Origin of the sequence: Kocuria palustris (assembly GCF_016907795.1) — a bacterium.
GTDB lineage: Bacteria > Actinomycetota > Actinomycetes > Actinomycetales > Micrococcaceae > Kocuria > Kocuria palustris.
On sequence record NZ_JAFBCR010000001.1, the window covers coordinates 1,963,672 to 1,985,756 of the forward strand.

General features: G+C 71.4%; 19 protein-coding genes. 8 read left to right on the forward strand and 11 right to left on the reverse strand.

Going from position 1 to position 22,085, the window contains the following annotated elements; all coding sequences use genetic code 11:
• Window positions 1-52: 52 nt before the first annotated feature.
• The 7 genes from JOE55_RS08760 (at window position 53) to JOE55_RS08790 (ending at window position 9,473) form a co-directional block, all read left to right on the forward strand.
• On the forward strand, window positions 53-925 hold the full coding sequence (locus tag JOE55_RS08760; RefSeq protein ID WP_204782662.1) for a glycerophosphodiester phosphodiesterase family protein: 873 nt from the start codon (window positions 53-55) through the stop codon (window positions 923-925).
• A 374-nt stretch (window positions 926-1,299) separates the two neighbouring features.
• Window positions 1,300-2,934 (forward strand): ABC transporter substrate-binding protein, encoded by a 1,635-nt coding sequence (locus JOE55_RS08765; protein WP_239546562.1) that lies wholly within the window; start codon window positions 1,300-1,302, stop codon window positions 2,932-2,934.
• A 3-nt stretch (window positions 2,935-2,937) separates the two neighbouring features.
• Window positions 2,938-3,894 (forward strand): ABC transporter permease, encoded by a 957-nt coding sequence (locus tag JOE55_RS08770; protein WP_204782663.1) that lies wholly within the window; start codon window positions 2,938-2,940, stop codon window positions 3,892-3,894.
• A complete protein-coding gene (locus tag JOE55_RS08775) occupies window positions 3,891-4,934 on the forward strand; it encodes an ABC transporter permease (RefSeq protein ID WP_239546564.1) in 1,044 nt (347 codons plus the stop codon). The genes JOE55_RS08770 and JOE55_RS08775 overlap by 4 nt, the downstream gene beginning before the upstream one ends.
• Entirely contained in the window at window positions 4,931-6,817 is a 1,887-nt protein-coding gene (locus tag JOE55_RS08780) for an ATP-binding cassette domain-containing protein (RefSeq protein ID WP_204782664.1), read from the forward strand. Before JOE55_RS08775 ends, JOE55_RS08780 begins: the two co-directional genes overlap by 4 nt.
• A 61-nt stretch (window positions 6,818-6,878) precedes the next feature.
• Window positions 6,879-8,312, forward strand: coding sequence for an MFS transporter (locus JOE55_RS08785; RefSeq protein ID WP_204782665.1), 1,434 nt, complete (start codon window positions 6,879-6,881; stop codon window positions 8,310-8,312).
• 81 nt (window positions 8,313-8,393) lie between these two features.
• Window positions 8,394-9,473 (forward strand): enoyl-CoA hydratase/isomerase family protein, encoded by a 1,080-nt coding sequence (locus JOE55_RS08790; RefSeq protein WP_058872146.1) that lies wholly within the window; start codon window positions 8,394-8,396, stop codon window positions 9,471-9,473.
• 89 nt (window positions 9,474-9,562) lie between these two features.
• Here the strand turns inward: JOE55_RS08790 and JOE55_RS08795 are convergent, their stop codons facing one another.
• The 7 genes from JOE55_RS08795 to JOE55_RS08825 all read right to left on the reverse strand — a co-directional run bounded on the left by JOE55_RS08795 (window position 9,563) and on the right by JOE55_RS08825 (window position 17,189).
• Window positions 9,563-10,903, reverse strand: coding sequence for a uracil-xanthine permease family protein (locus tag JOE55_RS08795; RefSeq protein ID WP_204783258.1), 1,341 nt, complete (start codon window positions 10,901-10,903; stop codon window positions 9,563-9,565).
• Between the two features lie 293 nt (window positions 10,904-11,196).
• Complete coding sequence (locus JOE55_RS08800) at window positions 11,197-11,874, reverse strand: LysE family translocator (RefSeq protein ID WP_204782666.1); 678 nt, start codon at window positions 11,872-11,874, stop codon at window positions 11,197-11,199.
• Between the two features lie 4 nt (window positions 11,875-11,878).
• Window positions 11,879-12,778 (reverse strand): ABC transporter permease subunit, encoded by a 900-nt coding sequence (locus tag JOE55_RS13145; RefSeq protein ID WP_239546566.1) that lies wholly within the window; start codon window positions 12,776-12,778, stop codon window positions 11,879-11,881.
• A 225-nt stretch (window positions 12,779-13,003) separates the two neighbouring features.
• Entirely contained in the window at window positions 13,004-14,638 is a 1,635-nt protein-coding gene (pgm, locus tag JOE55_RS08810; protein WP_204782667.1) for a phosphoglucomutase (alpha-D-glucose-1,6-bisphosphate-dependent), read from the reverse strand.
• A gap of 75 nt (window positions 14,639-14,713) precedes the next feature.
• Complete coding sequence (locus tag JOE55_RS08815; RefSeq protein ID WP_204782668.1) at window positions 14,714-15,655, reverse strand: ribokinase; 942 nt, start codon at window positions 15,653-15,655, stop codon at window positions 14,714-14,716.
• The gene (locus tag JOE55_RS08820; RefSeq protein WP_204782669.1) at window positions 15,652-16,695 is read right to left on the reverse strand and encodes a nucleoside hydrolase; all 1,044 of its coding nucleotides are present in this window, start codon (window positions 16,693-16,695) and stop codon (window positions 15,652-15,654) included. Before JOE55_RS08820 ends, JOE55_RS08815 begins: the two co-directional genes overlap by 4 nt.
• A 308-nt stretch (window positions 16,696-17,003) precedes the next feature.
• Window positions 17,004-17,189, reverse strand: a complete 186-nt coding sequence (locus JOE55_RS08825) for a hypothetical protein (protein WP_006213637.1) — start codon at window positions 17,187-17,189, stop codon at window positions 17,004-17,006.
• A 71-nt stretch (window positions 17,190-17,260) separates the two neighbouring features.
• Here JOE55_RS08825 and JOE55_RS08830 point away from each other — a divergent pair, with 71 nt between their 5' ends.
• Window positions 17,261-17,446 carry a hypothetical protein gene (locus JOE55_RS08830; RefSeq protein WP_006213635.1) on the forward strand — a complete coding sequence of 62 codons (186 nt, stop codon included), beginning with the start codon at window positions 17,261-17,263 and terminating at the stop codon, window positions 17,444-17,446.
• A 66-nt stretch (window positions 17,447-17,512) separates the two neighbouring features.
• On the opposite strand, the gene JOE55_RS08835 is transcribed toward JOE55_RS08830, so the two are convergent.
• The 4 genes from JOE55_RS08835 to JOE55_RS08850 all read right to left on the reverse strand — a co-directional run bounded on the left by JOE55_RS08835 (window position 17,513) and on the right by JOE55_RS08850 (window position 22,052).
• On the reverse strand, window positions 17,513-18,196 hold the full coding sequence (locus JOE55_RS08835; RefSeq protein WP_204782670.1) for an SDR family oxidoreductase: 684 nt from the start codon (window positions 18,194-18,196) through the stop codon (window positions 17,513-17,515).
• A 366-nt stretch (window positions 18,197-18,562) separates the two neighbouring features.
• Complete coding sequence (locus tag JOE55_RS08840; protein WP_024289233.1) at window positions 18,563-18,883, reverse strand: putative quinol monooxygenase; 321 nt, start codon at window positions 18,881-18,883, stop codon at window positions 18,563-18,565.
• Between the two features lie 35 nt (window positions 18,884-18,918).
• Window positions 18,919-20,547, reverse strand: a complete 1,629-nt coding sequence (locus JOE55_RS08845) for an amidase family protein (protein WP_204782671.1) — start codon at window positions 20,545-20,547, stop codon at window positions 18,919-18,921.
• Window positions 20,538-22,052 (reverse strand): NAD-dependent succinate-semialdehyde dehydrogenase, encoded by a 1,515-nt coding sequence (locus JOE55_RS08850; RefSeq protein WP_204782672.1) that lies wholly within the window; start codon window positions 22,050-22,052, stop codon window positions 20,538-20,540. Before JOE55_RS08850 ends, JOE55_RS08845 begins: the two co-directional genes overlap by 10 nt.
• Between the last annotated feature and the right edge of the window lie 33 nt (window positions 22,053-22,085).

Genomic DNA, 22,085 nt, shown 5'->3' on the forward strand with positions numbered 1-22,085 from the left:
ACTGCCCGGAACTCTGGTGACTCGTCGGTAACTAAGTGCGTACTATCGGCGCATGGAATCCCGCACGGCGCCTTCGGCCGTCGACACCAACAGGGACGGCTCCACGCCGTCGGTCATGGCCCACCGCGGCTTCTCCCTCGCGGGAGCGGAGAACACCCTCACCGCCTTCCAGGCCGCCTGGGACCTCGGCTGCCTGTGGCTCGAGCTCGACGTCAACACCACCAGCGACGGCGTGGTGATGGTCTTCCACGACGGCTCGCTGGACCGCGTCACCGACGGCTCGGGGCAGGTCGGCGATCACACCCACGCCCAGATGATGGAGCTCAGCGTGGCAGGGGGAGAGCCCCCGCTGACGCTGGCGCACCTGCTCGAGGAGATGCCGGAGGCCCGGTTCAACATCGATGTGAAGGACGAGGCCTCCGTGGCGGCGCTGCCCGAGCTGCTGGAGCGCGCCGGTGCCGTGGACCGTGTACGGATCGCGTCCTTCTCGGACTGCCGCCGGCGCCGGACCCTTCAGCACCTGCGCGAGCGCGGGCTGGCCGTGCCGAGCTCGTCGGCCGGATCCCTCGGCTCCGCGCTGATGATCATCTGCCTGAGCCTGGTGCCGCGGCTGTGGCCGGTGGTGCTCCGGCTGGCGGGGCGCTGGGTCCCGCCGTTCGAGGCCGTGCAGCTGCCCATGTTCTGGCGCTGGTTCGCCCCCGAGCTGATCGGGCTGCCGGTGATCGGTCCTCGCCTGCGCGATCGCCGCCTGATCACCGAGCGGCTGATCGAGCGCGCCCACGCGGTCGGAGTCCAGGTGCACGTCTGGACCGTCGACGAGCCGCAGGACATGAGGACCCTCCTGCATGAGGGGGCGGACGCGATCGTCACGAACCGCGCCGATCTGGCCATGGACGTGCTGGCCGAGGAGGCCGCCCGGGCCTGACGTGCAGGCCCGCGACGCCCGACCCGAGCCCTCGGCTCCGCAGCACCCGCTCATGACAAGGCCTGCAATCAAGCCCTCCGCCCTGGCCGCGGTCCATCCCGGGGCCTAGTGTGTGACGTGCGACTCGGCAGGAGACCTCATGGGTCTGGCACCACCCCGGTGCCGCGGTCGCGCGCACCTGGAGGAGGCGGATCATGACGACAGTGAGCGGATCCACCCTCCAGGCCCGCCGCCGCGACTGGAGCTTCCATGAGCGCAGCTCCGGCAGCATCCCGTAGCTGAGCATCCTTCTGCCCACGACCCGGTCAGGTCCGCTGCGATCGCCCGGGCGCAGTGCCCCGTCACGTCTCGGGGCTCGACACTCGGATGACTCCATGGCTTCAGACCCTCAGCTCCGCTCTGTCCCCCTGTCCTCGTCTGCGCTCTCCGCTCGCCTGATACCCCCTCGGCTGAGCCGTCGAGGGCTGCTGGCCGTGGCTGCCGGCGGTGCCGGGCTCGTGCTCAGCGGCTGCGGCGGAACGGAGGCCTCGGTGCTCGAGGCCGGCGACACCCCCGTGGAGGGCGGGACGCTGCGCGTGGGGATCACCGGAGGCGGCGCCTCGGACACCGTCGACGCCCACGTTCCCCTGGGCACCGGCGACGCCGCCCGCATGTTCAACCTCTACGACACCCTGTTCGCCTATGACGCGGACTACCAGGTGGTGCCGTCGCTGGCCGAGTCGGCCGAGCCGAACGAGACCGGCGATCAGTGGACGGTCACGCTGCGCGAAGGGGTGCGCTTCCACGACGGCAGGCCGCTGACCTCGGCGGACGTGCGCTTCACCTTCGAACGGATCATGAACCCGGAGGATCCCAAGAGCGGGTCCAGCAAGCTGGCCACGCTCGAGTCCGTCGAGGAGGTCGACGAGCGCACCGTGCGCTTCGTGCTGGGCTCCCCGGACGCGGTGCTCACGGATGCGCTGGCCCAGTACGTCATGGGCATCGTGCCGCAGGACTACGACCCCGCCGACCCGATCGGCACCGGTCCGTTCCGGCTCACGGACTTCGAACCGGGCGGGACCACGCAGCTGACGGCCTTCGACGACTACTGGCAGGGCCGTCCGCATCTGGACGAGGTCCTGCTGATGAACTTCGACGACGAGGACGCGCTGATGAACTCGCTGCTGTCCTCGCAGGTGGACGTGATCGCGCAGGTGCCGCTGCCGCTGGTCCACGTGATCTCGGAGGACCCCCGCATCCAGGTGATCACCTCCGAGACCGGCAACTGGGTCCCGTTCACCATGCGCACCGACATGGCGCCGTTCGACGACCCCCGGGTGCGGGAGGCCTTCAAGCTCGTGATCGACCGCGAGCAGATGATCGAGGTCGCCTTCGCCGGGCAGGGGAGGGTCGGCAACGACATGTACTCGCCGTTCGACTCCGCCTACCCGCAGGACCTGCCGCAGCGCGAGCGCGATATCGAGCGCGCCAAGCAGCTGCTGAGCGAGGCCGGGCACCCGGACGGGCTGAGCATCGAGCTGGTGACCGCCCCGATCCAGGCCGGTGCGGTCGAGGCCGCCACGGTCTTCGTCGAGCAGGCCGCAGACGCCGGGATCGAGGTCTCGCTGCGCAGGGTCGATGCCACCACGTTCTTCGGCTCGGGCTACCTGGAGTTCCCGTTCGCGCAGTCGTTCTACTACACGCGCAACTTCCTGCCGCAGGCCGCGGACACCTCCCTGCCGGACTCTCCGTACAACGAGACCCACTGGGACCAGCCCGAGTTCACGCAGCTCGTGGCCCAGGCCCGCGAGACCCTGGACGACGCCGATCGCGACGAGCTGATCCGCCAGGCCATGCAGCTGCATCACGACGAGGGCGGCAACATCATCTTCGGCTTCTTCGACGTGGCCGATGCCTATCAGCGCTACGTGGGCGGCGGGGCCAGCGACCGATCGGGCATGCCGATCGCGTCGTTCCGCTTCCGGAACCTGTGGATCGAGACCGGCGACGCCGCGGACGGGGAGGCCTGAGAGATGCTGAGCATGATCCTGAAGCGGCTGGCGGTCTCCGTGCTGGTCCTGCTGGCGGTGTCCTTCGTCGTCTTCGTCTTCACCCTGCTGCTGCCGGGCGATCCCGCCCAGGCGATCCTGGGCCAGCAGGCGACCCCCGAGCGGCTCGAGGCCCTGCGCTCGCAGCTGGGGCTGGATCAGCCCTGGTGGCAGCGCTACTTCGACTGGCTGAGCGGCATCCTCACCGGGGACCTCGGCGTCTCCGCCGCCACGGGCGGTTCGATCAGCGCGCTGCTGGGCGAGCGGATCGTCAACTCGCTCGTGCTCATGGCCATCGCCGCCGTGATCGCCGTGCCCCTGGGGCTCGCCCTGGGCACCTGGGCCGCCCTGCGCCGCGGCCGCGCCTCGGACACCGCGCTGAACACCGGGTCCATGATCCTCGCCTCGCTGCCGGAGTTCGTGGTCGGCATCGTGCTCGTGGCGCTGTTCTCCACGACCGTGCTGCAGATCCTGCCCTCCGTGACCATGGCCGCCCCCGGAACGCGGGTGTGGGAGTTCCCGCTCCAGCTCGTGCTGCCGGTGGCCGCGCTCGTGCTCGTGGTGGTGCCCTACATGGTGCGCATGATGCGCCAGACCATGACCGAGGTCCTCTCCAGCGGCTACGTGGAGATGGCCCGGCTCAAGGGCGTGCCGGAGCGGCAGGTCATCCTGCGCCACGCCCTGCCCCATGCGATCGGTCCGGTGGCCCAGGTCGTGGCCATGCAGCTGGCCTGGCTGGCCGGCGGCATCGTGGTCATCGAGGTCCTCTTCCGGTATCCCGGGATCGGGCAGGCCATGGTCGATGCGGTGAACAACCGCGACGTCCAGGTCGTGCAGACGATCTCGCTGCTGATCGCCGCTTTCTACGTGGTGGTCAACCTGCTGGCCGACGTCGTCGGGATCCTTGCCAATCCCAAGCTGCGAACGGAGTCGGGACGATGAGCGCTCCCACCACCAGGGCCCCCTCGACCGGCGCGATCGGCGGCGGCCCGGTCCGCGACAGCCTGACCCGCCGATTCCTGGCCCGCACGGAGTCCAAGGCGGGTCTGATCCTGACCGGGGCCGTGCTGCTCGTGGCGATCCTCGGGCCGTTCCTGGCCGCCGCGCTGACGGGGCACACCACCACCGAGTTCGTGGGGCGGCCCTTCGTGGCCGACGGCGCGGCGCTGGGCACTGACAACCTGGGCCGCGACGTCCTCTCCCGCTGGTTGGCAGGCGGCTGGCGCCTTCTGCTGTGGTCCGCGGCGGCCACGGTGCTGGGCGTGGGCCTGGGCGCAGTGCTGGGCATGGTCGCGGCCATGCGCGGCGGCTGGCTCGATGCCCTGATCATGCGCATCGGCGACATCGGACTCGCGCTGCCGCAGCTCGTGTTCGCCATGCTGGCCGTCACCGTGCTCGGCCCCAAGGGCTGGGTGCTGATCCTGGTCGTCGGCCTGACCCATGCGCCGCGCACCGCGCGCGTGATGCGCTCGGCCGCCGTCGGCGTGGTGGGCGAGGACTACGTCCTGGCCTCCCACATGTACGCCGTGCCGCAGTGGCGGATCCTGGCCCAGGACATCCTGCCGAACGTCACGGGCCCGCTGATGGTCGAGCTCGGTCTGCGCATGACCTACTCGATCGGCGCGCTGGCCTCGCTGTCCTTTCTGGGCCTGGGCATGCAGCCGCCCACCGCCGACTGGGGCCTGATGATCAACGAGAACCGCATCGCCCTGGCCGTCCAGCCGTGGGGCGTGCTGCTTCCCGTGCTGGCGATCGCCGTGCTGACGGTGGGCACCAACCTGATCGCCGACGGCATCGCGGCCGCCTCGGCCGGCGGCAGCTCCGTGGTCGAGGAGGATCTCGAGGGCATCCGAGCCGGCGCACAGGGCGCGGCACCAGCGGGCGGCCCGGCGGTTCCCGAATCCGAGGCCTCCACCGGCTCGGCCACCGCCTCCGGCACCGGATCCGATGCCGCCTCGAGCCCCGAGGAGGGACGACGATGACCCCGAGCACTGCATCGCGCGCAGAAGGCAGGCGCGCCGCGGACCCGTCGTCGGCGGCCACCGTCGAGACCGCCCTGAGCGTGTCCGGGCTGGATCTCGGCGTGACGGGCGGACGCCAGATCCTGCACGACATCGGCTTCGAGCTGCACCCCGGGCGCATCCTGGCGCTGGTGGGGGAGTCCGGCTCCGGCAAGACGACGGCAGCCCTGGCGTGCATGTCGTACCTCAGGCCGGGCCTGGAGCTGCGCGGCGGCTCGATCACGCTGCATCCGGGCGCCTCGCGCTTCCACCCGGACGGCGCGCAGCTCCCGGAGCTGAGCTCGGCGCAGGTGCGGCGGCTTCGCGGGTCCACGATCGCCTACGTCCCGCAGGACCCTGCGCTGTCGCTCAACGGGTCCATGCGCGTGGGCGAGCAGATCGCCGAGGTCCTGCGCATCCACGACTACGGCGACGGCCCCGCCTCCCGCACGGCGCGCGTGGCCGAGGTGCTCGAGGAGGTGGGCATGCCCTCGGACGCCGCCTCCCAGCGCCGCTACCCGCATCAGCTCTCGGGCGGTCAGCAGCAGCGCATCGGCATCGCCATGGCGTTCGCGACCCGCCCGGCCGTGATCATCCTGGACGAGCCCACCACGGGCCTGGACGTGGCCACTCAGGATCTGGTCCTGGACACGGTCATCGACCTGACCCGCCGCCACGACGCCGCAGGGCTCTACATCACCCACGACATCGCGGTGGTCGCCCAGATCGCCGACGAGGTCGCAGTCATGCTCAAGGGCCGCATCGTGGAGGCCGGCTCGGCAGAGCAGGTGCTGCGCGCCCCGACCCACGACTACACGCGCCGCCTGGTGGTGGCCGTGCCGGACCTCGAGGGCCACAAGCGCATCGGCGGCGGCCTGCCGGTCGGCCAGCGCGGCGGGGCGGGCGCGGCTGACGCGGCGCAGGCGCCCTCGGACGCACCGTCGGGAGCCGGAACGGCGGTCGGCGCCCCAGCCGCGCTCCCGTGGGCGCAGGACGCGGACACGACCGAGGACCCGGCGGGGACCGCGGCCCCCTCGGCGTCCACGGCCGAGCCCGAGACGGCGGCCTTGGCCGAGCCTCGGTCCGAGCGGGAGGCGACGACGCCGTCGTCGCGTCCCCTGCTGGCGGTCGAGGACCTGAGCCTGTCGTACGGGCCCAAGACGGTGCTGGACGGGCTGCGGCTGGAGCTGCACTGGGGGCAGACCACGATGCTGCTGGGCGAGTCGGGCTCCGGCAAGACCACCCTGGCCCGCGCCATCGCGGGACTGTCGGCGGCGTCGTGGACCGGGCAGGTGCTGCTGGACGGTGAGCCGCTGGCCGAGACCACCCGCAAGCGCACGGCCGAGCAGCGTCGGCGCATCCAGTACATCTTCCAGTCGCCTTTCTCGTCGCTGAACCCCCGGCGCACGATCAGCGAGTCCCTGGCCGTGCCGCTGCAGATGGGCGGCGGGATGTCCTCGGCGCAGCGTCGCGAGGCGGTCTCCGTGGCGCTGGATCAGGTCCGGCTCGGCCGCTCCTACATCGACCGCCGACCCGGTGACCTCTCCGGCGGCGAGCGGCAGCGCGCGGCGATTGCCCGCGCGCTGGTCAGCGCCCCGTCGGTGCTGGTGTGCGATGAGGTGACCTCGGCGCTGGACGTCTCCGTGCAGGCCGCGGTGATCGAGCTGCTGCGCGAGATCCAGGACGAGACCGGCATGGCCATGCTGTTCGTGACGCACAACATCACGCTGTCCCGGCACATCGCTCACCGCCTGGCGGTGCTGCAGAAGGGCCGGATCGTGGATCATGGGCTCACCGAGGACGTCCTGGCCCGTCCGGACAGCGAGTACACGCGCGATCTGCTGGAGCACGTGCTGACGCTGTGACCGGCGGCGCGGACCCCATCCGTGCGGCCGACCCCGGCACGCCCCCACAGAGAGCAGGCTCGTGAACACGCAGACCGTCCATGGCCCCACGCGCACCGAGCGCCTCGACCGGCTGCCCTTCAACGGGCGGCATCGCCGGCTGCTCGGGGCCTCCGGCATCGGCTGGGCGCTGGATGCCATGGACGTGGGCCTGATCTCCTTCGTGATCGCCGCCCTGGCGCAGCAGTGGGGCCTCGACGCGCAGACCCGGTCCTGGATCATCTCGGCGGGCTTCCTCGGCATGGCGCTGGGGGCCTCGCTGGGCGGTCTGCTCGCGGATCGGATCGGACGCCGAGCGGTGTTCAGCCTGACGCTGCTGGTCTACGGCCTGGCGACCGGGGCCAGCGCGCTGGCGATGTCGGTGACGGCGCTGATCATCCTGCGCTTCCTCGTGGGCCTCGGCCTGGGCTCGGAGCTGCCGGTGGCCTCCACGCTAGTGTCCGAGTTCGCGCCGCGGCGCATCCGCGGCCGCGTGGTCGTGTGGCTCGAGGCGTTCTGGGCGCTGGGCTGGATCGCCGCCGCGGCGATCGGGTACTTCGTGGTCGCGGCCTCGGACTCCGGCTGGCGCTGGGCCCTGGCTCTCGGGGCGGTGCCGGCCCTCTACGCCCTGGTGGTCCGATTCGGGCTGCCGGAGTCCGTGCGCTTCCTGGAATCGCGCGGTCGGTATGACGAGGCGGAGCGCGTCGTGCGCGACTTCGAGACCGGCGGCGGGCGCCGGGAGGGCTCCGACCACGACGACGCCGCGGCCGTCGAGGCGGCGCGCGATGAGGCCGAGATCCGGTCCGCCGAGCGGCCCGCAGCCGCGATCGACTCCGCGAGGGTCGAGGCACCGGCAGATCCGTCGCTGCAGGGACAGCCCGAGCAGGGGCAGCCGTCGTCGATCTTCGCCGCTGGGCTGCGACGGCGCACGCTCGCGCTGTGGACGGTGTGGTTCTGCCTCAACCTGGCCTACTACGGGGCTTTCACGTGGATCCCGTCGCTGCTGGTCGAGCAGGGCTACAGCCTGGTGCGCTCCTTCGGCTTCACGCTGATCATCACGCTCGCCCAGCTGCCCGGCTATGCCATGGCCGCGTGGCTGATCGAGGTCCTGGGACGGCGCGTGACGCTGGTGGTCTTCCTGGCGGGCTCGGCTGCTTCCGCCATCGGCTTCGGGCTGGCGGATTCGGAGGCCGCGGTGATCGCGGCCGGGTGCTGCCTGTCGTTCTTCAACCTCGGGGCCTGGGGCACGCTCTACGCGATCGGCCCCGAGCTCTACCCCACGTCCCTGCGCGGCACCGGCACCGGGCTGGCGGCAGGAGTGGGGCGCATCGCCTCGATCGCAGCGCCCCTGATCGTCCCCGTGCTGTTCGTCGCCGGCGGCATGCCGGTGGTCTTCGGGGTGTTCTCGGCGGCCTTCGCGATCGCGGCGATCGCCGGGCTCCTGCTCCCGGAGATGAAAGGGCGCCTGATCGGCTGAGGGGGCCGTCGACGGGAACTGCGGCGGCAACCGCCGTCGGGCTCTGCCTCCCGGCAGGTGCGCGCTCCTACTGTGGTGATCATGACGCAGAACGCAGCGAGCGAACCCGCCCCCGATTCCGAGGCCTACGTGCGCACCGAGGTGCGGGACGGCACCGGGATCATCGTCCTGGACCGCCCCAAGGCCCTCAATGCGCTCACGGCGCGCATGTACCGCGACATGCTAAAAGCCCTGTGGGCCTGGCGGGACGACGACGCCGTCACCCAGGTGCTCGTGACCACCTCCGCCCCGCGCGCCTTCTGCTCCGGCGGCGACATCCGGCAGATCCGCGACGCCGTGCTCGACGACCGCTTCGAGGACGGCGTGGCCGCCTTCACCGACGAGTACTCGCTCGACCTGGTGATCGCGCAGTACCCCAAGCCGTACGTCGCGGTCATGGAGGGCTACACGATGGGCGGCGGCATGGGCATCTCCGTGCACGGCTCGCACCGCATCGTCACCGACACGACCGTGATGTGCATGCCGGAGACGGCGATCGGATTCTTCCCGGACATCGGCGCCTCGTGGTTCCTGCCGCGGGTCTCGCTGCTGGGCCGCGGTCCGTCGCTGGGCGTGGGCCGCTGGATGGGCCTGACCGGCGCTCGGATCTCCGGGCCGGACGCGCTGGCGATCGGGCTGGCCGACAACTTCGTGCCTGAGTCGCGGCTCGAGGCCTTCAAGGAGGCCGTGGTCAGTGATGGCGTCGCCGCCGCCGTCGCCGAGCACTCGGCCGGCCCGGGGGAGAACGACGGCATCCCGGAGGCCTCGCTGCCCGAGCGCTGGGACGAGATCGAGGAGCTCTACGGTGCGGACACGCTGGGCGAGATCCTGGTCAAGGCCCCGGCCGAGGACCTGGCGGGGGCGTCGCCGTCGTCGCTGGTGCGCACGTGGGAGCTGCTGGAGCGCGGGGCGGAGGCCGAGTCGCTGCAGGAGTGCCTGGAGCGCGAGCTGGCGCTGGCCGCGGACACGATCGTCTCCCCGGACTTCGCCGAGGGCGTGCGCTGCACCATGATCGACAAGCAGGATGAGCCGCAGTGGTCGCCGGCCACGGTGAGCGAGGTCGATGTGGAGGCCATCCGCCGCGTGCTCGATCAGCCCGGACAGCTGCGCACCCGCCCCTAACCCCCCCCTCACTGCGCCGAGTGGATCCCCAGTTGCGCTATCGGGGCGAACAGCGCAACTGGGGATCCACTCGGCGGTGCGGGGAAGGGTCAGCCGAGCGGGGAGGCCTGGTCGTGCGGGGTGCTCGCGCGGTCCGGGGTGAGCGGATCGCCGCCGGCGGTGCCGCGCCACAGGGCGATCCCGCGCATGCCGTGGAAGACCACCAGGGTGGCCGCGGTGCCCAGGGCGATGCCCGCGAACTGGATCCCGAACGCATCCCACGTGTAGTCGGCGATGCCGATGATCATGGCCACGGCGGCCGTCGTCAGGTTCACCGGGTGGGAGAAGTCCACGCGGTTCTGCACCCAGATGCGCACGCCGAGCATGCCGATCATGCCGTAGAGCACCGTGGCGGCACCGCCCAGCACGCCCGGCGGAACCGTGGCGATCGCGGCGCCGAAGACCGGGAAGAACGACAGCAGCAGCGCCACGATCGCCGCGACCCAGTAGGCGGCCGTCGAGTAGACCTTGGTCGCGGCCATGACGCCGATGTTCTCGGCGTACGTGGTGGTGCCGGAGCCGCCGCCGGAGCCGGCCAGGATGGTCGCGAGGCCATCGGACATGATCGTGCGCCCCAGCACGGGATCCAGGTCCTGACCGGTCATCAGGGCCACCGACTTCACGTGCCCGATGTTCTCGGCCACGAGCACCAGGATCACCGGCACGAACAGCCCGATCAGCGAGACGTGGAACTCCGGGGCGTGGAACTGCGGCAGCCCCAGCAGGCCCTCGGCCTCCCAGGCGGCGCTGATCGCTGAGAAGTCGACCTCCCCGCGCACCACCGCCGTGAGATACCCGATCACCACGCCCACCAGGATGGACAGCCGGCCCAGGATCCCGCGGAAGAGCACGGACGTGAGGATGATCGCCAGCAGGGTCACCAGCGCCGTGATGGGCGCGAGCATGAAGTTGTCCTTGGCCGCAGGGGCCAGGTTGAAGCCGATCAGCGCCACGATCGTGCCCGTGACCAGCGGGGGCATCAGCGCTGAGAGCCAGCCGGTGCCGGCCACCTGCACGATCACGCCGATCAGGAACAGGGCGGCGCCCGCCATGACCACGCCGCCCAGCGCGCCGCCGGGGCCGTACTGGCCGATGGCCGCAGAGATCGGGGCGATGAACGCGAACGACGAGCCCAGGTACGACGGGACCAGCCCGCGCGTGATCACCAGGAACAGGATCGTGCCCAGCCCGGAGAAGAACAGGGTGGTCGACGGCGGGAAGCCCGTGATCAGCGGGACCAGGAAGGTCGCCCCGAACATGGCCACCACGTGCTGGGCGCCGATGCCGATGGTGCGCGGCCAGGACAGCCGCTGCTGCGGGTGCACGACGGCGCCGGCGGCCACGTTGCGGCCGTCGCCGTGCAGCGACCAGCTCAGCCCGGCCCTGGCCAGGAAGCCGCGCTCGGCGGTGGCCTCCCCTGTGCGGCGGGAGGCCTCCGGGTCACGGGACGAGTCGGAGCTGGGGGACGAGTCGGGGCCGGAGCGGTGCTGGTCCGGCCGGGGAGCGGAGCTGCTCATGGGCGATCTCCTGGAGGAGTGAGCGGGGGCGCGAGCCGTGGAGGCGGACGCGCGATGATCGCGGATCAGAGTAGCCGCAGGCCGGGGCCCGCGACGGCCCCGACCGCGACGATGCGGCGGCCGTCGGGAAGTCGTGACGTCGTCACGGCCTGTCAGGGGAAGGCGGCTCAGCCGAGCAGGTGCACGAGCGCGGTGAGGACGAAGCCCAGGCCGACGGCGATGAAGAAGCAGCTGGCGATCACGTCGAAGCCCGAGCGGAAGCGGTCGATCACCGGGGCGAGTCGCCGCTGCGAGGCCGCCAGCGCCACGAGCCCGAACCACACGACGGTGAGCACGATCAGGGTCCCGACCACGATCGCCGTCTGGAGGCTGACGATCCTGCTGGTGAGGAACGGGGAGAAGATCGCCCCGAAGAACACGAGCGCCTTGGGGTTCGACAGGTTGGTGGCCAGGCCACGCAGATAGGCATCCGTTCCGGCAGGAGCGGCCGTGCGGTCCCGTCCGACAGCCTGCTGCTGCGCGGTCGTGGCGTCCGAGGAGGCGCCGCGTCGGCGCGCGGCCCGCCAGGACCGCAGACCGGTGGCGCCGATGAGGATCAGCATGAGCCCGCCCAGCAGCTCGAGCCAGCTCATCAGCCAGGGCAGAGCCTGCAGCAGCGCGGAGAGCCCGAACAGGGCGCCGAGCAGCCAGACGGTCGCCCCCGTTGTGATGCCGAGCGCCGCCAGCAGACCGGCCCGGCGCGAGCGCGTGATGGACTGCTGGAGTACCAGGACCATGTCCGGACCGGGTGCGGCCACGGCGACCATCCAGATCAGTGCCAGGCCCGGCAGCTGGGCGAGCTCCATGCGATCAGCCTCTCGAGCGCTCGCGCAGCAGCCACTGCGCCAGGGCGTCCAGCGCGATGCCGATCAGCCCGATGAGGAGGATGACCACGAGCATCTCGTCGTAGGCCAGGCGATCGCGAGCATTGAGGATCTCATAGCCGAGTCCCGAGGACACGCCGAGCATCTCGGCCGGGACGATCACGACCCACGCGATGCCCAGCGCCAGGCGCACGCCCGTCATGGTGAAGGGGCGGATGCTCGGCAGCACCACGGTGCGCAGGATCTCCGGGCGGGTGGCCCCCAGAGTCCGGGCCACTCGCACATGCAGCGGATCCAGCGGGGCCACGCCGGAGGCGGTGTTCAGCGCGACTGGCCAGACCGCCGCGATCGCCAGTCCGCACAGCAGCCGCCACAGGCTCGTGGCAGCGTCCTGCAGCACCACGCAGCACACGTGATCGCGCCATGCATCGCCCAGGAAGCGCTGGATCCCGCCGACGGACTGCGCCGCCGCGGCCGCGTTGAAGGGATCGACCACCGTGTATCCGCCGATCACCCCGTTGTTCAGGGCGGGGAGCATGTCCGAGGGCGCCATGGGCAGCAGCTGCACAGTGCCCTCGTCCGCCGACGGGGTGCGGCGCATGATCGGGGTGAGCCCGGCGCCGCGCAGCATCTGCTGCACGACCACGTTGTGCACGGACCACCAGGCCGGGATCGCGATCGACTCCCCGGCCAGCGAGGACCAGCTGCGGAACAGCCCCGGGGCCTGGACCGGGACGCCGGCCTCCTCGTAGTAGCCGTTGGCGTGCCCGATCAGCAGCGGGGTGGCGTTGGTGATCGGCAGGTATCCCGCGCGCACGGGCGCCGACGGATCTGTCGAGGCGCTGCCGCCCTGCGACGCCGTGTAGGCCGCACCAGCGCGCCCCATCGCACCTGATGGGCTGCGCTGGTGCGGCTTCAGCGCTGTCCAGCCGGCAGGGACGCCGCCCGGACAGCGGATCCCTCCAGGGGACGCGGTTGGTGACAGATCTGCACCCCATCACCGCTGATGGGGTGCAGATCCGTCACCAACCGGGCATGCGAGGTCCAGGACGCACATGGGCGCCCCCTCGAGACCGAGGGGGCGCCCTGCTGCGTCGTCAGTTCCGAAGGATCAGCCGATCACGCCGTCGACCAGCGCCTTGGCCTCGCGCTGCACGAGCTTGAGGTGCTCCTCGTCCACGAAGGACTCGGCGTAGATCTTGTAGACGTCCTCGGTGCCCGACGGGCGTGCGGCGAACCAGGCGCGGTCCGTGGTGACCTTGAGCCCGCCGATGGGCGCGCCGTTGCCGGGAGCCTCGGTGAGCTTGGCCGTGATGGGGTCGCCGGCCAGGGTCTCGGCGGTGACCTGCTCGGGCGACAGCTTCTTCAGCGCCGCCTTCTGCTCGCGATCGGCGGGTGCGTCGATGCGCTGGTAGACCGGTGCGCCGTACTGCTCGGTGAGCTCGGCGTAGCGCTGCGACGGGGTCTTGCCGGTCACCGCGATGATCTCCGCGGCCAGCAGCGCCAGGATGATCCCGTCCTTGTCGGTGGTCCACACGGAGCCGTCCTTGCGCAGGAACGACGCACCGGCGGACTCCTCGCCGCCGAAGCCCAGGGAGCCGTCGAGCAGGCCCGGAACGAACCACTTGAAGCCCACGGGGACCTCCACCAGGCGGCGGCCCAGCGACTCGGCCACGCGGTCGATGATCGACGACGAGACCAGCGTCTTGCCGATCCCGGCGTCCTCCCGCCAGCCGTCGCGGTGGGCGAAGAGGTAGTCGATCGCCACGGCCAGGTAGTGATTGGGGTTCATCAGCCCGGCGTCCGGGGTGACGATGCCGTGACGGTCGGAGTCGGCGTCGTTGCCGGTGGCGATGTCGTACTTGTCGCGCTGCTGGATGAGCGAGGCCATGGCGCTGGGGGAGGAGCAGTCCATGCGGATCTTGCCGTCCCAGTCCAGGGTCATGAACGCCCACTGGGGGTCGACCTCCGGATTGACCACGGTGAGGTCCAGTCCGAAGCGCTCGCCGATCTCCTTCCAGTAGGCGACCGAGGCCGAGCCCATGGGGTCCGCGCCGATGCGCACGCCGGCGCGCTTGATGGCCTCGAGGTCGATGATCTCCGGCAGCGCGGAGACGTAGCTGCCCAGGTAGTCGAACGACTGGGTGGTCTCCGCGGCACGCGCCTCCTCGAGCGGAATGCGCTTGACGTCTGCGTTGCCGCCCTCGAGCAGCTCATTGGCGCGATCGGCGATCCAGCCGGTGGCGTCGGTGTCGGCGGGGCCGCCGTGGGTGGGGTTGTACTTGAAGCCGCCGTCGGCCGGCGGGTTGTGCGACGGGGTGATCACGATGCCGTCGGCGAGATCGCGCTCGCGGTCCTTGTTGTAGGTCAGGATCGCGTGCGACAGCGCCGGGGTGGGCGTGTAGCCGTCGCGGGAGTCCAGCAGGACGGTCACGCCGTTGGCGGCCAGCACCTGCAGGGCGGTGTCCTGGGCCACGGCGGAGAGCGCATGCGTGTCCTGGCCCATGAACAGCGGACCGGTGGTGCCCTCCTGCGCGCGGTACTCCACGATGGCCTGCGTGATGGCGGCGATGTGGGCGTCGTTGAACGAGGACTTCAGGGAGGACCCGCGGTGCCCGGAGGTGCCGAAGGCGACCCGCTGGCCGGGATCCGAGAGATCCGGGGTGCGCGAGGCGTAGGCCTCGAGCAGCTCGGAGAGGTCGACGAGGTCTTCGGGAAGGGCGACGGTGCCCGCGCGATCAGTCATGCCTCTCAGAGTAGTCAGCCCACGTGGGGCCGGTCACGCGATTGACCGAGTTGTGGTCAGTTCGTCCGGTACCGCTCAGAGCTCGTCCAGCTGCGCCCGGGACGGGTAGGACGGCTGCGCGCCCTCGCTGCGCGTGGCGATCGCGCCCACGCGCATGGCCAGCTCGACGGCCGCCGGGAGCTCGGTGCCGGCGGCCAGCGCCGCGGCCAGCGTTCCCGTCACGGAGTCGCCTGCGCCCGTGGTGTCGACCGCCTGCACCCGATGACCGGCGACCCGCTGCGCCTGCGTCCGCCCGTCGCGGGTGCGCATCAGGACCGCGCCGTCCGGGCCCAGGGTCACGACGGCATCCGCCACTCCGGTGGTCTCGGCCAGGCGCTGCCCGGCGCGCTGCCACTGCGAGTCGTCGTCGGGGATCTCGGTGCCGCTGAGCTGCGCCATCTCGTGGGCGTTGACCACGAGCAGGTCGGTGCGCTCGAGCAGCTCGGGCTCGGGCTGGCGGAAGGGGGAGGGGTTGAGCACGACCGTCACGCCGGCGTCGTGGGCTGCGCGGGCGGCGGCGATCACGGTCTCGGCCGGGATCTCGAAGGTCAGCGCGAGCGTGCGCACACCGTCGAAGAGCTCCGGGGTGATGCGCTCCGGGGCGACCTCTCCGTTGGCGCCGGGGGAGATGACGATCGTGTTCTCGCCGTCCTCGGAGACGGTGATGACGGCGGTGCCGGTGGCGGTGTCTGACAGGGATGCGACGTGGGCGGTGTCCACGCCGTGGCCCTCGAGCGACTCCAGGAGCATCTGGCCGTGGGGGTCATCGCCCACCGCGCCGACCATCCGCACACGGGCGCCGAGCCGAGCCGCCGCGACGGCCTGGTTGGCCGACTTGCCGCCGGGAGCCGTGCTCAGCGGGCCGCCCTGGACGGTCTCGCCCGGCTCGGGATGGCGCTGGGTGCGCACCACCAGATCGGCGTTCAGCGAGCCGATGATGACGACGTCGCCGTCGGTGGCGGGGTAGCGGTCGGTCATCGTGCGGCTCCTGGCTGGTGGCTGTCGTCGGTGTCCTGCGTTCCGTCGTCGGAGGTCTCGACCATCTCAGGGATGCGCCGCTGGGCTTCCGGCAGGGCGCCTTCGCGGACCTGCAGCCGAGCCGTGGCCTCCAGGACGAGCTCCCAGAAGCCGTCGACGTCCAGGCCCGTGGCGGCGGCTGTGAGCAGGTCCGGGTCCTCCGGGCCGCGCCGGTCGACGACGGTCATGCCGGTGGTCAGCTCGCCCGAGCACTCGATGTCGATCGGCGCGCGGCGCAGCGTCAGCAGCTCGGGGCGGATCACGGCGGCGACGGCCACGGGGTCGTGGCAGGGCGGATCCGAGAAGTCCTGGTTGTCCTGATAGGCCGCCCGGTAGCTGGAGATGAGGTCCACGGCGATCTGTCCTGCGTCGGTGCCGAGATCCGCGAACGATCGTTCGACGTCCTGCGTGGCCACGGCCTGGTGCGTGACGTCCAGGCCCACCATGGTCACCGGCCAGCCTGCGGCGAAGACGATGCGCGCGGCCTCCGGATCCACGGCGATGTTGAACTCGGCCGCGGGCGTGATGTTGCCGTCGGCGATCGCCCCGCCCATGAGCACGACCTCGCGGACGCGCTCGACGACCTCCGGGGCCTTCTGCGCCGCCAGCGCCAGGTTCGTCAGCGGGCCCAGGGCGATCAGCGTCAGCGTGCCCGGCTCGGCCGCCCGGAGCTCGCGGATGATGAGGTCCACCGCGTGCTCGTCCGACAGCTGCGCCTGCGGCTCGGCCAGTACGAGCTGTCCCAGGCCGGTGTCGCCGTGCACGTGGCCGGCGGTCTGCGGCTGGCGCTCGAGCGGGTCCGCGGCCCCGGCTGCCACCGGCGCGTCCAGGCCGATGGCCTCCGTCAGCGCCAGGGCGTTGCGGGTGACCTTCTCGAGGGTCTGGTTGCCGCCCACCACGGTCACCGCGGTCACGTCCAGCTCCGAGCTGCCGTGGGCGAGCATGAGGGCCAGGGCGTCATCCACGCCCGGATCGCAGTCGATGATCACGCGTCGAGTCATGTCCCCAGTATCCAATGTCACACCGACGCCCGCACCGGGGCGCACCGCCTTCGAGGCGGCCACAGCCCCGTCGTCCCGGTCCCGCCGTCCCTGCCACCGTCAACTCGACGAGTGGCCGATTCCTCACCGCAAGCGCCGTGACTGGCCGCTTCTGCACCGCGTCGACGCGCAATCGGTGGGGAATCTCCCAGTCGATGAAGAAGAGGTGCGGAATCGGCCTCTCGGGGGCGGCAGAGATGCGGGGCTGCTCGAGGGGCACCCCACCCCGGAGGCGGCGTGCGACGACTGACCCCAGCCGTCAGCGCTGATCAGCGGCGGCGCTCGGGGCTGCGGCTCGGGCCGCTGGGGATCACGCGGTTCACGATGGCGCCCACGATCAGCGCGATCACGATGACGGCGGCGATGCGCAGGAACGAGTTCTGCACTCCGCCGAGCAGGAGGTTGGCCACCACCAGGGTGATGACGATGGTGATCAGGGTCGACAGGATTCTCATGCGGATACTGTCCCACGTCGCGGCACTGCAGTGAGGCTCCGTCCCGATCTCAGCGAGGCCTGTCACCTTCTATGTCCGCCGCAGTCTCCCGTGCCGCTCGGCCCGCCGCATGGTTCACCGTCATCGGATCATTGGTGTGGGTCGTGGCGGGCGTCGTCTCGCCGTTCCTGCTGATCGGCGGCATCGTCGGGCTGGTCCTGGGAGTACTCGGATTGTTCGCTGCGACGATGATCGCCACGGGCATGCAGGTGAGCTGAGGCCCGCCGGCTGCCGTCGGGTCCTGACGGAAGCTCGGCGAGCCTCATCGACCGGGGCGAGCCCGATCAGCGCGCGAGCGCCTCGCGGATGGGGGTGTCCCCGCGGCCGTACTCGATGAACTTCCCGACGGTCTCCGTCATGTTCAGGGCGTCGACGATCGTCTGGGCGACGTCGCTGCGGGAGATGTTCCGCTCCCCGTTCGGTCCGGCGGACTCGCGGTCGCCGCCGAACTCCTCGAGGGGGCCGAGTCCGATCGTGCCGGTCGGCTCGTCGTCGGTGAGGAAGCCGGGGCCCAGGATGGTCCAGTCCAGGTCGGAGCGGCGCAGGGTCTCATCCGCCTCGGCCTTGGCCTGAACGTAGGGGTAGAACCCGTGGTCCTCGCTCAGGCCGTGCTCGAGCGTGGAGCCCTGGTAGGAGACCATCACGTAGCGCTTGACGCCTGCGCGCTGCGCGGCGTCGATCGAGCGCTGGGCGGCATCGCGGTCCACGGCGAACGTGGTCTCCGGGCCAGCCCCGCCTGCTCCGGCGGCCCACACGACGGCGTCGTGGCCGGCGATCGCGGCATCGAGCTGCTCGGTGCTCGCCTCCTGCAGGTCGAGGACGAGCGGCGTGGCGCCGATGGCCTCGATCTCCGTCTTCTGGTCGGCGGAGCGGATCACCGAGGTGACCTGGTGCCCTGCCTCGACCAGCTTGCGCCCGGCGATCGTGGCGACGGCTCCGTGGCCGCCCAGGATGACGATCTTCGACATGGCTCCTCCTCAAGGATGCGTGTGTCCAGGACAACGGAGTCCTTCAGCGCCGGTATTCCGCCGCTGACGCCGTCGACTGGTCCCTGCGTGTGCGTCAGCCTTCATGCCGACGTCGAGTGGCCCGGGGCGTGCGTCTCAGCGGCGAGATGCACACCCCGGGCCACTCGATCGACGGAGATGCTGCAGCGCACTCCACGGGGCCAGCCGATGCAGGCGACGGGGTCGGCTCAGCTCAGCAGGCGCCGCCGATCATGCCGAAGCCGCGGAAGGCATGGACCACGCAGAGCAGGAGCACGAGCGCGGCCGAAGCGCGGCAGGCTCAGAGTACGCCCCTGTGATGCACGTCACTCCGCATGACGGCGTGGGTCAGTCGACCTTGATCTCGCCCATCTCGCCCCAGCCGTCGGCGCTGATCTGCTCCGAGATGATCTGCGGGGTGGCGGTGAGGTACTGCGGGAACTCCTGCTGCATCTTCTTGAAGTGCTCGGAGTTCACGTGGGCCTCGGCGGCGTCGTCGTCGAAGCCCTCGACCAGGACGAACTCGTTGGTGTCCGCCACCGAGCGCGACCAGTCGAAGAACCGGTTGCCGGGCTCGGCGCGGGTGGCCTCGGTGAACTCGCGGGAGATCTCCGGCCACTGGGCCGAGTGCTCGGGCTTCACGGGGAACTTCACGACGATGAAGATCATGGGGGTCTCCTTCTGCGGTGGGACGGGTTCGGGGATCACGCTATCGCACGGAAGCGCTCCTGGGGCGGGGCGGCCAGGCACTCGCGGAGGGCTGGGTCGAGCCCGGAGGTGATCCGGTCGGCGAGCACGAGCAGTCCGATCTCCGCACCGGGCCGGCCGATGAGCTGGATCCCCATGGGCACCTGAGCGCCGGTGACCTCCGAGCGCACGATCGTCGTGGGGACGACGACGGCGGGCAGTCCGATCACATTGATCAGCGAGGTCCAGGGGGTGTAGCGGCACTGGCGCTCGTAGTCCTGATCGGCGGAGGCGGGATCGGTGGGCTCGAAGCCCTCCCACCACCAGCCGTGGGGCCTGGGCGTCTGGGCCAGCGCCGGGGTCATCACGACATCCCAGCGGTCCCAGTCCTGCAGCGCACGGCGCTCCATGTCCCGCAGCGTGCGGATGGCTCTCACCAGATCAGATGCCGTGCGCTGGCCTGCGCGGCGGCGGTACTCCTGCGCCAGCCCGGTGAGCAGCGGCTCCTGCTCGGGACTCAGCGGCGCAGCGCCCACGGAGGCGGTCCACAGCTGGAAGAAGGCCTCCGGGTAGGCGGGGTCGTGGCGGATGTCGGCGTCCTGGACGTCGTGGCCCGCTGCGCGCAGGACGTCGACGCCCGCCTGCAGAGCCTCAGCGGCCTGCGGGGACACCGGCGTGGGGTGCGCGGCCTCGAAGGCCGAGGAGATGCTCACGCCGATCGACAGCGACCGGTTGCCCCACGGCGGCTCGCCCTGCTGTGCAAGCCGCACGGCCTGCACCGCCGGCCCCGGCCCGGCAGGAAGGTCCGACGGCGGCCCGGACGACGGCCGCCCCCACGGATCCCGCGCAGCCGCAGCCCCCGGCGAGCAGACGGGTCGGAAGCTGCGATTGTCCCCGACGGCTCCGGGTGCGGGCTGGGTGAGGCCGTCGAAGACCAGTGCGGCATCCAGGGCCGTGCGTGCGATCGGCCCGTTGACCGCGAGCATCCCGTGATCGCGCAGACCGTCTCCCGTGGGCACCGTGCCGCGGCCGGGCTTGAGCCCGATCAGCCCGCAGGCGGCCGCGGGGATGCGGATGGAGCCGCCACCGTCGGAGCCCACGGCAGCGGGGATGATCCCGGCGGCCACCGCGGCGGCCTGCCCGCCGGAGGAGCCCCCGGGATCGGCCTGCAGGTCCCACGGATTGCGGGTCACCGGTCCCAGCAGGTTCTGGCTGTAGCAGTTGAGCCCGAACTCGGGCACCTGGGTCTTGCCCAGCAGCTGCGCGCCCAGGGCGCGATGCAGCTGCGCGGTCTCGTCGTCGGCCTCCGCGACCGGCGCGCAGTCCCGCCCCTCCGCGGCCACGGCGCGGGAGCCCGAGGTCGTGGGCTGGCCCTGGACGTCGTGCAGGTCCTTGAGCGGCATGGGCATACCGTGCCAGCGTCCGCGCTGCGCGGCAGGCAGGGCGTCCAGCGCGGTGGCGCGCTCGTCCGCCGCCTCCCCAGACTCCAGGTGCACGAAGGCGCCCAGCGTAGGGCCGCGCTGGTCCGACTCCGCGGCGCGCGCCCGACGCAGTGCGGCAGCGGCCACGTCCCGGGCAGAGGCGCGACCGCCCTGCAGGGCATCCTGCAGGGCGGTCGCGTCGGTGAGCGGGAGGCTCAGCTCCACGGGTTCTCCATGCCCATGTACTGGACCTCCGTGTACTCCTCGATGCCCTCGGCGCCGCCCTCGCGGCCCATGCCGGAGTGCTTGATGCCGCCGAACGGGGTGGCGGCATTGGAGATCACGCCGACGTTGAGCCCCAGCAGGCCGAAGTCCAGTCGATCGCCGATGCGATGGGCGCGCTTGAGGTCCTCGGTGAAGACGTAGGAGGCCAGGCCGTACTCGGTCGAGTTGGCCAGGGCCACGGCGTCGTCCTCATCCGTGAAGGTGAGGATCGGGGCGACGGGGCCGAAGATCTCCTCGCAGGCCGCACGGGCGTCGCGGGGGACGTTCGCCAGGACGGTGGGAGCGTAGAAGTAGCCCTTCTCGCCGATGCGCTCGCCGCCGGTCAGCACCGTGGCGCCGCGCTCGACGGCATCGTCCACGAACGAGGAGATGGACTCGAGCGCCTTCCTCTCGATCAGCGGACCGACCTCCGAGCCGTCCTCGGTGCCGTCGCCGACCTTCTTGGCGCCGATGGCCTCGGCCAGGCGGCGGCCGAACTCCTCGGCCACGGACTCGTGGACCAGCATGCGGTTGGCGGAGGTGCAGGCCTCTCCCATGTTGCGCATCTTGGCGGCCAGGGCACCTGCCACGGCCTTGTCCAGGTCGGCGTCCTCGAAGACCAGGAAGGGCCCGTTGCCGCCGAGCTCCATGGAGGTGCGAAGCACGTTGTCCGCGGCGGCCTTGAGCAGGTTCTTGCCCACGCCGGTGGAGCCGGTGAACGAGACCTTGCGCAGGCGCTCGTCCTGCATCAGCGGCTCGGAGATGGAGGAGGCCGAGGCCGAGGGCACGACGCTGAGCACGCCGGCGGGCAGACCAGCATCCAGCATGATCTGCGCGAAGTACAGCGAGGTCAGCGGGGTCAGGCGCGCGGGCTTGAGCACCATGGTGCAGCCGGCGGCGACCGCCGGGGAGATCTTGCGCGTGGCCATGGCCAGCGGGAAGTTCCAGGGCGTGATCAGCAGCGCCGGGCCCACGGGCTTGTGGCGCACGACCATCCGCAGGTTCCCCTCCGGGGTGTCGGCGTAGCGGCCGTAGTGGCGCACGGCCTCCTCCGAGAACCACCGCAGGAACTCGCCGCCGTAGGTGACCTCTCCCAGGGCCTCCGCGAAGGGCTTGCCCATCTCCAGGGTCATCAGCAGCGCCAGGTCCTCCCGGCGCTCCTGGACCAGGTCGAAGGCGCGGCGCAGGATCTCCGAGCGCTCGCGGGCCGGGGTGCGGGCCCAGTCCTCCTGTGCGGCCGAGGCCGCGTCCAGCCCGGCCAGCGCGTCCTTCTCGGTGCCCGAGGCGACGGAGGCCAGGACCTCGCCGGTGGCGGGGTTCTCGACGTCGAAGGTCTCGCCACCGGAGGCATCGCGCCAGGTGCCCTCGATCAGGATCCCCTTGGGGGTGCGCTCGAGCAGATCGCGGATGATCTCCTGGCGCTGGTCGGGCGAGGCATCGGCGAAGGGGGACTGCGAAGCGGTCATGGAGTACAGCCTTTCGACAAAGTGAGCGCGCCG

Bases quoted from the DNA above. Each gene is read 5' to 3' on its own strand.
- JOE55_RS08760 (WP_204782662.1), top strand. From the start codon at position 53: ATGGAATCCCGCACGGCGCCTTCGGCCGTCGACACCAACAGGGACGGC.
- JOE55_RS08765 (WP_239546562.1), top strand. From the start codon at position 1,300: ATGGCTTCAGACCCTCAGCTCCGCTCTGTCCCCCTGTCCTCGTCTGCG.
- JOE55_RS08770 (WP_204782663.1), top strand. From the start codon at position 2,938: ATGCTGAGCATGATCCTGAAGCGGCTGGCGGTCTCCGTGCTGGTCCTG.
- JOE55_RS08775 (WP_239546564.1), top strand. From the start codon at position 3,891: ATGAGCGCTCCCACCACCAGGGCCCCCTCGACCGGCGCGATCGGCGGC.
- JOE55_RS08780 (WP_204782664.1), top strand. From the start codon at position 4,931: ATGACCCCGAGCACTGCATCGCGCGCAGAAGGCAGGCGCGCCGCGGAC.
- JOE55_RS08790 (WP_058872146.1), top strand. From the start codon at position 8,394: ATGACGCAGAACGCAGCGAGCGAACCCGCCCCCGATTCCGAGGCCTAC.
- JOE55_RS08800 (WP_204782666.1), bottom strand. From the start codon at position 11,874: ATGGAGCTCGCCCAGCTGCCGGGCCTGGCACTGATCTGGATGGTCGCC.
- JOE55_RS13145 (WP_239546566.1), bottom strand. From the start codon at position 12,778: ATGGGGCGCGCTGGTGCGGCCTACACGGCGTCGCAGGGCGGCAGCGCC.
- pgm (WP_204782667.1), bottom strand. From the start codon at position 14,638: ATGACTGATCGCGCGGGCACCGTCGCCCTTCCCGAAGACCTCGTCGAC.
- JOE55_RS08815 (WP_204782668.1), bottom strand. From the start codon at position 15,655: ATGACCGACCGCTACCCCGCCACCGACGGCGACGTCGTCATCATCGGC.
- JOE55_RS08820 (WP_204782669.1), bottom strand. From the start codon at position 16,695: ATGACTCGACGCGTGATCATCGACTGCGATCCGGGCGTGGATGACGCC.
- JOE55_RS08825 (WP_006213637.1), bottom strand. From the start codon at position 17,189: ATGAGAATCCTGTCGACCCTGATCACCATCGTCATCACCCTGGTGGTG.
- JOE55_RS08830 (WP_006213635.1), top strand. From the start codon at position 17,261: ATGTCCGCCGCAGTCTCCCGTGCCGCTCGGCCCGCCGCATGGTTCACC.
- JOE55_RS08835 (WP_204782670.1), bottom strand. From the start codon at position 18,196: ATGTCGAAGATCGTCATCCTGGGCGGCCACGGAGCCGTCGCCACGATC.
- JOE55_RS08840 (WP_024289233.1), bottom strand. From the start codon at position 18,883: ATGATCTTCATCGTCGTGAAGTTCCCCGTGAAGCCCGAGCACTCGGCC.
- JOE55_RS08850 (WP_204782672.1), bottom strand. From the start codon at position 22,052: ATGACCGCTTCGCAGTCCCCCTTCGCCGATGCCTCGCCCGACCAGCGC.